Origin of the sequence: Hoskinsella mucinilytica, assembly GCF_045223415.1 — a bacterium.
GTDB lineage: Bacteria > Bacillota_I > Bacilli_A > Erysipelotrichales > Erysipelotrichaceae > Hoskinsella > Hoskinsella mucinilytica.
Map to the genome: position 1 here is coordinate 40,617 of NZ_JBEQZJ010000008.1, position 11,857 is coordinate 52,473.

Consider the following 11,857-nt stretch of genomic DNA (forward strand, 5'->3'; position numbering starts at 1 on the left):
CTAGCTCAAAAGATTTATTATTCAAAGATAACTATAAACTGGGATTTTTATTATTTTTTCTGAAGATAAAATTACTATCTATACAAATCATTTATCTACTGTTAATACCTTTGATACTTCAATTCTTTTTTGCAATGATTCTAATTGTCTAACTGCACTTTTATTAAGTTTTTCTAGTCTTATTGATTGCGTTATTCCAGCTTCTATATATTCTGCATTTAACACTTCAAGATTTGCCAAAATCAATAATTGTTCAATTGTTGCATAATCTCTTATATTACCTTTTAGTTTCGGATTTTCATTTTTCCACTCACGAGCTGTTTTACCAAATAATGCTACATTTAACAAATCAGCTTCACTTGCATACACAACTTTTTTCTGATTATCATTAAGGGTTGGAATAAGATTTTCTTTTATAGAGTCGGTATGCACTAAATAATTTATTTTGGTCAACTCTCGGCGTACATCCCAACCTAATCGCTTTTGTTCTTCCAATTTCAAACGCTGAAATTCTTTGATCAAATATAGTTTAAATTCCACCGAAATCCAAGATGCAAATTCATATGCAATATCAGATTGTGCATATGTTCCACCATATCTTCCTGCCGTTGCCTTTAAACCAATAGCGTTCGTTTTGGCACACCATTCTTTTACACTAATTTTATAACTGTTTAATCCTGCATTACTTTTAATTATGGCGAATTCGCCATAATTAAAATCTGGATTATACATACTTTCCCATACACCTAAAAATTCAATTGTATTACGATTTCTTAACCAATCGGATATAAAAAATTCACCATCTTTCGATTTCAACATATCTGTAAGTGATATAAAATCCTTATTATCAATCGTTTTCACCGAGATTTCATTATCTAATACTTTTAATTTCTCCATAATTTTCTCCTTATTAGTACCTATTTTTTTACATTTATTATTGCACAAATAATCACTATCTCTCTTACTAAATCTATTATTGTATCTCCACAAATTCAAATTTATAATCTTACAATAAGCTCCCTTTTAATCCTTTTTTAAAAACTAAAACTGCTCTTTGTGTGCCTAAAAATGACATAGTGATTAAACGATAACCGCTCTTCTCCATTTCAGCTATTTTCTGATCAATTTTATTTGTCACATTTCCTACAGAGATATCATCTACTAATTCAGTTTTATACATTCTTGTCACCTCACTTACAAATTCTAATTTTAACTACAGTCATATTAACATTGAATTTGATAAAGTACAATATATGAAAAAGAAAATTAAGGCTACAACAGAAAATATCTTTATCCTTTTTCGTATTCCTTGAATTTCTCTTTTCTTGTTTTAGTTGGCTGTATTCCTAATCTAATACAAAGGTTATCATTCACATCCTTGTAATGTTGTGGTGGTTCATCAAGGCAGATATAATTAGGCATTTTCACTTTCATATTTTCAATAATCAACTTTGTTGCCATTCTACCTGTCCTATCTAAATCTAAGTGAAATACAATCGTATTTACCTTAGGATGATCTTTTAGAAACTGTATCAATGCTAGGGGAATCTTGATTTCTTTTGTTTCATTTTGTGGAGCATATGCACCAGTTAGTGCTAGAATATACTCCTGATTAAATTCTTTTTTATCAAGGATAAATAGGGTAGCCTGTGATAAAACATCAATAGGTGCTTCATTTACATGAACGATTCTACAATCAGGATCTGCTGATTCAATACAAAAGCTGTATCGCTTATCACTTCCAGCTGCATCTCCTTTGAAATCACTGTTGATACCACGTAATGCAACATGACGTGCTTTCTGTGTTTCTTTATCATAACCAACAAAGGCAACATTTTTATAGGTCCTTTTCGTTTCCTTATTTTGATACTCACACTGATAAATCAAATAATGTGCAATACAGTAATGAATTACCTCATATGCGATTCCTCTACCTAACAGGTAATCTAAAGTTTCCTGATTGCTTTTCGATGGTAAGGGACGCTGCAGCTTCTTGTCTTTTTCCTTTTCTGAATAAGGAACATATTTAAGTGCTTTTAACTCCATGTTGCCCGCAAGAATCTTTGCAGCTTCCAAAAAGGAATAGTGATCTACTTTAATGAGAAAATCCAAAGCTGATTTTCCTCCTATTCCCATAGACTGCCAATGCCATAATCCATTAGATATATGCAAGCTGTCGTGATTTCTTATACAATACGTATCATGTGAGATCTTTTTCAATCGTTCAGGCTGATAGTTAGAAAGGTAAGTGAGTAAATCTACCTTTTTTATTTTTTCCAGTTCCGCTGGCTTGATATATGCCATAACCTCTGCTCCTTTCAAATGAAAAGAGAACCATATTTCAGGCTCTCCTAACATTTCAATCATTTTATTAATCATATAAACCAATCATTTGCAACCATCTCATACAATCATGATAACCTAATTTGTAGATTTCTAACTGTTCATAATTATCCATCATTCGTACAACACTAAAAAATTCCTGTAAGGCTTTCATATCTTCTCTTGAATATGTTTCCTTTTCCAATTCAGTATCATCACTCAGTGAAGATATAAACGGATAGTCCTCTTCTAATTTATCTTTTCTTTTTTTCAGTTCTCGATACTTATCTGATAGATTACATAATTTTTTTGTAGGTACATCATACATTCTTGTAACAAATGGACTACGCAATGTGATATACTCATCATCCCATAAATCAATAAATTTCATAAGCTCCTCCTTTCCCACTTTTATTATAGAAATGGATAGCCATATTCGCAAATGTACGATGAGCGTTATCTTTCTCTTTGTCTTGATCTTCGATTTGTTTCCCTGTCATCAACTGTATCAATTTCATTCTCATCAATAATCGAAGGCTCTTTTTCATCAAGTTTCAATTCGATGGTCAGTTTCGCAAGCCTTTTGCTTTTCTCCTGTAATTTATCTTCATGCTCAAATGGTTTATTTACCTCTATTTTAGCTGTTTCCAGTTGTGATTGAACCAAAGATAAGGTTGTTTCTGCTTTCTCTTTGATTTTCTCAATACCATTCAGTGCGTTATTGATCCTTGTAAGATTTCCGGATTTATCGCTTCCTAACGAAATTGTATATTCCCATCCATGTTCTAATGTGAGCATATATTCAGCATTAAATTGATTAAAAGAAACTTTCATATCGAATCCTCGATAATTGCCAATCAATACAGGTTCTGAGGATGTGTGTTTTCTACAAAGTAAAAGCAGCATGTTGCCTGCTTCTGCTTTGTCCTGATAATGAACACCACCTAATTCCATACCAATAAACTCCTCTCCATCTAAAAGGGGATGCTGATCTCTTATCAAAATATCTTTTTGAGTTAATTGAATGATTTCTTTATTCAATGCAATCTGTTTGGGATACGTTTTTAAAATACTGTCTTGTAATTCATAGATTTGATTTTGATAACTGGCTTTCAACGTATTCAGCTTATTGACTTCCATCTCCAGATTGCAACGTTCCATAATTTTAGGATCACCACAGGCAATCGCCTTGATTGCAGCATACTCCATAACTGCATCATCAATTTCCTCCATGGATCTTTGCGGTGTTTTCCCTGTCAGTACCTGTGAGATAAACTGCTGTTTCTTTTCTATGGTCTGATACAAATAGGCATCGAATGTTCCTTCGGTCACATATCGGATGACATGCACAGTTTCATTGATATTGCCTTGTCGGATTCCTCGTCCACGCCGTTGCTCTAGATCTCTTGGTCGCCATGGACAATCAAGATCATGCAAAGCAACAATCAAATCCTGCACATTCGTGCCGGCACCCATCTTGCTGGTACTCCCAAGTAAGATACGTACAGATCCTTGACGTGTTTTCGCAAACAATTCTTTTCGTTGAATATCTGTTTTAGCATCGTGGATAAACGCAATTTCATTGGATGGTATGCCTTTTTTTACCAGTTTCTTTTTGACTTCTTCATAGACATTATTGAATACTGACACATCATTTGAATCTGCTATGACATCATCATTGATATTTTTAGAATCTGCTGTTGGTGTAGATAAATCGCAAAACAACAACTGAGTGCCTTTGATATCTGCTGAATCTTCCCATAGTTTGTATACCTGCTCAATACAAGCATTGACCTTGCTTCCTTCATGTTCCGGTAATAATGGATTCATTAAGCGTTGATCTAATGCCAGTTTTCTTCCATCCGATGTAATCTTCAGCATGTTGTCCTCATATGGCTTTACTTCACGATTTCTTATTTTCTCTGCTCGTTCTCCCAGTGATTTTATCATCTTCTCCTGTTCATCACTGGCGGGAACAGATATAATATCGAATTGTACTTTGGGTACTGGTAGATTCAACATTTCCGGTGTCTGTATGTCTGCGACCTCACGAAACATGGTCATAAGTTCAGGCAAGTTATAAAATTTAGAGAATCGTGTTTTCATCTTAAAACCTTTTCCATCTGGCGATAGTTCCATAGCAGTAACGGTTTCTCCAAATGTAGATGCCCACGCATCGAAGGATTCAAGTTCATTTTTTTTCAACACATCATATTGAAGATATCTTTGCATCGTATACAATTCTGCCATGCTGTTTGATATCGCAGTTCCCGTTGCGAAAACAACACCACGATATCCTGTAAGTTCATTTAAATACTGTGTTTTCATGAATAGATCAGAAGCACGCTGAGAATCAGTCTGTGATATCCCTGATACATTTCGCATTTTGCTGTAAAGAAATAAGTTCTTGAACAGATCCGCTTCATCTACAAACAGCATATCAATGCCCAATTGTTCAAAACAAAGAATATCATCCTTTTTGGTAGAATCATTGAGCTTATCCAATTTGCTTGAAAGTTGATACTTCATTTTTTCTAACTGTTTGATTGTGAAACGTTCTCCATCACTTTCTTTTAACATTTTAATATTATTAGAAATCTCTTCTACCTGATTTCTAATTTGGATTCGTTGCCGCTCTGCTGAAATCGGCATTTTGATAAATTGGCTATGTGTGATGATGACGCCATCCCAATCTCCGGCAGCAATACGTGCAAAGAACTTATGGCGATTTGCTTTGGATAACGTATCGGTTGTTGCCACCAAAACATTTGCACTAGGATATAAACGATAAAAATCCGATGCAAAATCACCGATGATGTTATTCGGCACTACATATAACGGTTTACTGCAAAAGCCAAGTCGTTTACTTTCCATCCCTGCAGCGATCATTTCAAATGTCTTTCCTGCACCTACGGAATGAGCCAATAGGGTATTCCCGCCATAGAGGATACGGGCAATGGCATCTACCTGATGCTTTCGAAGAGTAATATCAGGATTCATACCGATGAATGATAAGTGACTTCCATCATAGGTCCGATTTCTAATAGAATTAAATCTCTCATTATAAATCGTACATAATTGTTCTCTTCGTTCAGGATCTTTCCATATCCAATTACTGAATTCTGATTTTATCAAATCCTGTTTATCTTGTGCGATAGCAGTTTCCTTTTTATTCAATACACGTACTTCTTTTCCGTTTTCATCAGTAGTCTTATCAAACACTTTAACATCTCTTAGATTCAGCGTATTCTCAATAATTTTATAGGCATTGACACGATGTGTTCCAAAGCTTTTCGTCGCTTTTACACCACAATCAAGCGATTTTCTCGTTACATTCCATTCTTGTGTGCTTGTCACAAATTGAATATCTATGGAACTGCGATAATAGCTAGGTGTATCCAATAATTGATACATGAATTCTTTATAGAGTTCTCTTGGTATCCATGTTGTTCCAAGACGTACACTAATATCTCCTGCTTTGATGGGTTCCGGCTGAACCTGTTCCAACGCAGTTACATTCATCTGATAAAGTTGTGGTTCTTTCATTGCTGCATGTTTTGCATAAATCAGTTTCTCTCTCACATTTCCTGATAGATATTCATCAGCTGTTTCATACACAGGATTGCCATTTTCATCTTTCTTCTCAGGATTTGGATAAATAACTCCATTTAAACTCTGTATAAGTTCTGGCTCTTCCATTTCAGATATTTGTGTCATAAATGAAAAATCAACATGACCTTTTTCTGACATACAGACAATTAGAGCTTCATTTGCTGATTTTACAGAAGCAAGCTGTTTGCGAGGTTTTATGGTTCGTTTATAAAAAATATCTGCTTTTTTCTTCAATGTCTTATCTTCATTCAAGACTTCTAACGAGCAAATTAGGTTGTAAGAACTGTCATCCTGAAATGCTTGTTTATTTCCTCGACTATTCAATAAATCATATTTGTTGGTAAAAGAATCATAAAGGTCATGAAGCTGTGTCTGCTGCTGTTCTATCTTATCCTGTGGATCATCATCTGTCTGATATACAATGAGCTGTCGCATGGCATCACGAATTTGAATCATGCCTCGTATACGATTTTCTCCTGTTTTTGAGGTAGTGTACGGATACATCCTACTATTCTCACGATAATAGATAGTTCCATCTACGATACAGTAACTGTAATTACGTACTGTCGGATCTGCGGGAATGGATTGATCTTCTTCATCCACATATAACGAGGAAGCCATGGATATATCTGATTTGATATTACTCATTGCATCTTCAAGCAGCTGTTTAATATCTGCATTTTCATAAGGCTTGCAAGAAGTAGATACACCATACTGTGAAGGTTCTTCCACCATCGTACCCAAGCACATCTCAGGATGATTGACAAAATATGAATTCATGACGATACCATCCTTATTGCTCATGACATCCAGCCATTCAGGTTCATCAACAAATGGTCTTTCTCGTTTTTGTAGAAATAAAATATCACTGGTCACTCTTGTGCCTGCATTTAATGAAAAGGTATCATCAGGCAGACGGATTGCGCCCAATAGATCAGCACGCTGAGCAATATACTTTCGTACGTTCCTATTTTTCTTGTCCATTGTGAATTTAGAAGTCAGAAATACAACAATACCACCAACCTTGACTTTATCTAGTGCCTTAGCGAAGAAATAATCATGAATCATGAAGTGCTGCTGATTGTATTTAGGATCATATACCGGTAATTGACCATAAGGAACGTTGCCAACCACTGCATCGAACAGATTATCAGATAGTTCTGTCTGTTCAAATCCCTTTATATCAATTGTTGCCTTTTGATATAGTTGCTGGGCAATTCTACCTGAAATTGAGTCAAGTTCTACACCATAAAAATTGCAATCCATACCTTCCGGCTGCATCCCCATAAAATTTCCAATACCACAAGATGGTTCCAGCAGGTTTCCTTCTTTCAATCCCATATCCATCAGCTTTTGATAAATTGCTTCTATGATGATTGGAGGTGTATAAAAGGCAGTTAGAGTAGATTCTCTCGCTGCCTTGTATTCTGTATCATTCAATACTGCTTTCAATTCTTCATATTCGTTTTTCCACTTTTCTTTGGTGTCATCAAATGCATCTGCCAAGGCACCCCATCCTACATAGTTTGATAGGACTTGCTGTTCTTCAGGAGTAGCTAATCGCTGTTCCTGTTCCAGCTGTTTTAACAGTTTTATTGCGGATACATTATTTTGATATTTCTCTTTCAATCCACCTGAGCCTAAGCTATCATCGGTAATTTGGTAGTTGCGACGTTCTGTATCAGATACATTAGGATATAGTTTCCTAGGAATGATGATTTCTTTCTCATTTCTAGGCATATCAACGAACGTTTCTTTTTGAGTTGGTTTTGTTTCTATATTTTCTTGATATGGTATCAAGGTAGTCAAAGTTTTAGCTATGGTTTCTCTTGAACTTAATATTGGCTCATATGGCGTGTAAATTTTCGGTGCTTTCTTCTCAACACGAAAAAATGGTCTGTTTTGATCATAAAGATAACCATTACGATAATCATGAAGAATCGCTTTCTCAAAATCCTCAATATCTACTTCTATCATTCCATCTCCATCATAACTATCGGAGAATAGATTTAAGATAACTTCATCTTCATCAACCACTTCAATTTTTCCATAGATCTGTTTATTCTCATATTGAAAGAAAACAATATCTCCGTCATTATAACGTGGCTGTTCATTTGAAATTACTGGATCATACGAATATCCTGATTCACTGTTTTTTGTTAGGTCACTGCCTTTTCTTTCCGCATACAGCATACTGATTTCTTCACGAAGAATCATTGCCTTATCAAACAGTGGATTTTCTATTTGTTCATAAACTATTTTATTCAGAAATAAGATTAAATCTTCTAACCCTCCTATATCATTTAGCATCATTTGGGTATCAGAAACCGCTGCTTCAAAATCCGTTTCTTGATACTGATTCTTGAAATTGTTTGGATCATATTCTGCCATAAACGTAGTCAAAGTTTTGGCTATGGTTTCTCTTGCACTTAATATCGGCTCGTATGGCGTGTAAATTGTCGGTTCTTTCTTCTCATGAAAAAGAGAATACGTTCCATAATAGAACTCCAATACATGGGATAATTCCTCATTCATCTGTTCATGATATTGTGAACCTTCCTCAGTATTGCGAAGTGCAATATGCATTAGATCCAAAACATGCTCTATGTTATCTTTTTTACTAAGGAATGAGAACAATGCCTTATCTTCATTAAAGAACCCGTAAGCTATGCGATAAGGGCGGATATTATGAAATGGCAGATGATAAAAGAAATTCTCGATTTCCATTGTAATCGTATGTCGCTCATGATCTTCCATACCTGCTTTTTCTTCTGTTGTAAGATATTTATCATGTGCAATCAAATAAGCAATTCTATCTGCCACATCTTTCCATTTCAACAATGTCTTTGCATAGGGCTTATTATAAGAACCGGTTTTGATTTCAATTCCTTTGCTGTCAGACAAGTATCTATTATTTCCTGCCATTCCCCAAATATTTTTCAAGAATTTTATACGCTCTTTTTTATCATTATGATTTCTGTAAAATGATAACGTATCATACTTTTGATTGGTGCGATGCTCAGCAGTCAAGACTTCATCAATTGTATCCTGTGTAATAAAATATGCATAATCAGGTTCATGATAATCTGCTGCACGAAAATCTAAATGAGGAATCGCTATATATTCCATAGCAGTGATCATTTTATCCGGTGTATACTGTTTCCAGTTCATGAGATCGTGATTCTGCTGATAAGCTTGATTGAATTCAAATAAATCCTGTAACGTTCGATCATAAAAATCTTTTGTCTTGAGAAGCTCAGCTACTTTAGGCGGACCATCAACAAATCCCATATGATAATATTCTCGAAGCTCCATCATATGGTCACTAACTTCAAAATTCATGTTTTGACACATATACAATAGCTTTACAGATATATCTTTATATTCATAATCATTCAGCTTATCCAAATCTTCCTGTGGCATATAGCGTCCTGTTTCCAACAGATTACGAATACCTTTTGACACATCCTCCCAGCTTAATGATTGTTTATCAAATGACGTAACGATTCCTTTTCCCCATGAAATGTGAATACCATCCCCATCCCATGTATAGGCAACATGCTTATTGTCGATGATAAAACCATTGCTGCCTTTTTTATATAAATTCTTCAGCATTTGGACATTCTCTTTTATTGGTAAATCAAGTGATAGAAATAATGCAATTTGTATCTTAGAATCCCGTTCTTCTGTACCTTCTGCCAGTACCGCATCTACGATATGCTGAGGCATAGAAAAGGGGAGCTTTTCTTTATTTTCAGCTGGTTCAAAAGATTCTATTTCAAATAGGTTCAATTGCTGTTCCTGTGTAGAAAGAAGTGGCTTTATAGGAATAGAAACCCATGCATTTCGTTGAATCATATCCTCTGTATATGCAGTAATAACATCCCATGTAACATACCCTTCAAACTTCGGATTAAGATAACTTCCTTTCCAGACCCTTAACATATCTTTTTCTTCACTGCGTTGAAATCCAAGTCTTTCTTCTTGATACAGAAATTCAATGATTGTGGTGGTAAAACTTTCTTTGATATAAGCAAGGCGATGTTCCTTATCATCAAAGAACTGAAAAACTGTTTGAATATCTTTATTCTTGTGGGAACGGAAACGGTCATATTTGAGAAGTTCCTCAAACTCATCTTGCGTAAAAAAAGCAGGTATGGAAGACTTCGTACCTGCAGTTTCTGTATTTAAATGAAGATCAGTTCTTTCTTGATCAGTTCGTGAATCGTTTCCTCGATGTTGTTCATCTGACGTATCCATTCCATTTGGTTGACTTCCTTGAGTTGCTCGTTGACTCCCATCTTTTCCTTCATCTGCGTCATCAGCTGTTCTTTGCGTCGATTGGCTGTCTTGTCTATCTCCATTAGATGTTGATTCAAGGTCTGTGTTGTCAAATAATTCGTAAACAGAATCGGATGGTGTTCCTTGAGATATTTTCTCCTCATCAATCCGTACTTGCCTAACTCCACCGTCTTCTCCGGTTTCAATGTGAGATTGGGTATCTGATACTCTCCCATCTGTATATAATTTAGTTCCATATGATTCCTGACTCCTTTCCATCGTGGTTTCTTTTTCATCTTCATTGTAGTTTTTTACAGACTCATCGGCAAATGTGCGATTCTCATTGCGTTCTAACAACAATACCGTTCTTCTGTTTTCGTTGATAATCATCTGCGACATATCTTTCACTGGCACACCAACTGCATTGATACTAGTTCCCGTAAACAATGAAATCTGTCGCAAGTCATCTTCACTGATATAATCCTCTGCATGAATACCACAACGAGTCAACACAGCATAAGCAACACTGGCATTGATAACATTTTGATAAATGATTGCTGTATTCTGTTCATCTAGTTCCTCAAGCATAGTTCCTTCTTTACAGTATTGTAAATCATTTAAATAATCTTTGATATTATCCTCTACGATGTTAGCTGTTGAGGATAGGATTGCGGAAACGAGTTTATCCTTTTGATTTAATGGACCGAATTTATCTATCAGTGTTTCTATGACTTCTGTTTCATATTCCAATTTCATATTCCACACAGGAACCTGACGATGTTGTTTTGATGCTCTCGTGTCTGATATATCAAAATAATATTTTAGTCTTGCGTTCCCCTGATATTCGTCATCAAATACTGCGATACCTTTTGAACCGCTTTTAATCCACAATCCATAGCGCCGGTTCCAATCTTCCATTTCCAACACTGCGGTAGCATCAGGTCGCTGTGCATAGATCATGACCATATCGCTAAAGGGTAAACGATAGTTTTTACATGCTACTTTCAAAAACGCAGTCCAGTTTTTCTCATCTTTTGTGATTCGTTTTAATGTTTCTTGATATAGTTGTGTTGCCTCTTCATATCGAATTGCCATATATGACACCTCCTTTGATCATTACATAATTTTATCTGCTAACATCTTTCTTTTGCGGTGTAGATAGTTCCTTGTTTTTTTCTCTTAACTCTGTCCGCATAGATTTTATCCCTCCAAGAAAACTTTTACAGAAGTTTTCTCGAACTTCTGTATCGCATTCTTGAAGAAAATCTATATCAGAATTCTTTATTGCCCATATCGTATTGAATTTATCATCTAATGAGTTTTCCACAAGATTGCTCTGTGCATAGGAAAACACGTACTCTTTAAGCTTTGGATTTTGATCTAATGCATTCACTAAGTCAACCAATGTTATTTGGATAAAGGAATCGCTTCTCTGAATACCCCTATGATAATAATCTAGCTTAGATAATTCTTCACGTATCTGCCATTTTTCAAATTTATTTCTAACAACAGGGGACTGTTGAATATCCTCTAGCGTATATTGTGAATACCGATTGATAAATTTTCTCGCTGAATCAAACTCCTTCTTTGTCATCAGATTACTAACTTCACTTGTTTTATCATTCATTTTTTATCCATCCTT

The 11,857-nt window shown here is 35.2% G+C and carries 6 protein-coding genes; all 6 read right to left on the reverse strand.

Features of this window, described 5'->3' with window-relative positions; genetic code table 11:
- Positions 1-87: 87 nt before the first annotated feature.
- Complete coding sequence (locus tag UGRO018_RS04105; protein ID WP_416325186.1) at positions 88-897, reverse strand: KilA-N domain-containing protein; 810 nt, start codon at positions 895-897, stop codon at positions 88-90.
- Positions 898-1,006: 109 nt separating this feature from the next.
- Positions 1,007-1,180: a hypothetical protein gene (locus UGRO018_RS04110; protein WP_416325187.1), complete on the reverse strand. Its 174-nt coding sequence runs from the start codon at positions 1,178-1,180 to the stop codon at positions 1,007-1,009.
- 110 nt (positions 1,181-1,290) lie between these two features.
- Complete coding sequence (locus UGRO018_RS04115; RefSeq protein WP_416325188.1) at positions 1,291-2,304, reverse strand: DUF3991 domain-containing protein; 1,014 nt, start codon at positions 2,302-2,304, stop codon at positions 1,291-1,293.
- A gap of 67 nt (positions 2,305-2,371) precedes the next feature.
- Positions 2,372-2,713 (reverse strand): hypothetical protein, encoded by a 342-nt coding sequence (locus UGRO018_RS04120; protein WP_416325189.1) that lies wholly within the window; start codon positions 2,711-2,713, stop codon positions 2,372-2,374.
- Between the two features lie 65 nt (positions 2,714-2,778).
- Positions 2,779-11,310: a helicase-related protein gene (locus UGRO018_RS04125; protein WP_463667550.1), complete on the reverse strand. Its 8,532-nt coding sequence runs from the start codon at positions 11,308-11,310 to the stop codon at positions 2,779-2,781.
- Between the two features lie 31 nt (positions 11,311-11,341).
- Positions 11,342-11,842, reverse strand: a complete 501-nt coding sequence (locus tag UGRO018_RS04135; protein WP_416325190.1) for a hypothetical protein — start codon at positions 11,840-11,842, stop codon at positions 11,342-11,344.
- Between the last annotated feature and the right edge of the window lie 15 nt (positions 11,843-11,857).

Excerpts from the sequence above, each read along its gene's own strand:
- UGRO018_RS04115 (WP_416325188.1), bottom strand. The coding sequence starts at position 2,304 with ATGGCATATATCAAGCCAGCGGAACTGGAAAAAATAAAAAAGGTAGAT.
- UGRO018_RS04120 (WP_416325189.1), bottom strand. The coding sequence starts at position 2,713 with ATGAAATTTATTGATTTATGGGATGATGAGTATATCACATTGCGTAGT.
- UGRO018_RS04105 (WP_416325186.1), bottom strand. The coding sequence starts at position 897 with ATGGAGAAATTAAAAGTATTAGATAATGAAATCTCGGTGAAAACGATT.
- UGRO018_RS04135 (WP_416325190.1), bottom strand. The coding sequence starts at position 11,842 with ATGAATGATAAAACAAGTGAAGTTAGTAATCTGATGACAAAGAAGGAG.
- UGRO018_RS04125 (WP_463667550.1), bottom strand. The coding sequence starts at position 11,310 with ATGGCAATTCGATATGAAGAGGCAACACAACTATATCAAGAAACATTA.
- UGRO018_RS04110 (WP_416325187.1), bottom strand. The coding sequence starts at position 1,180 with ATGTATAAAACTGAATTAGTAGATGATATCTCTGTAGGAAATGTGACA.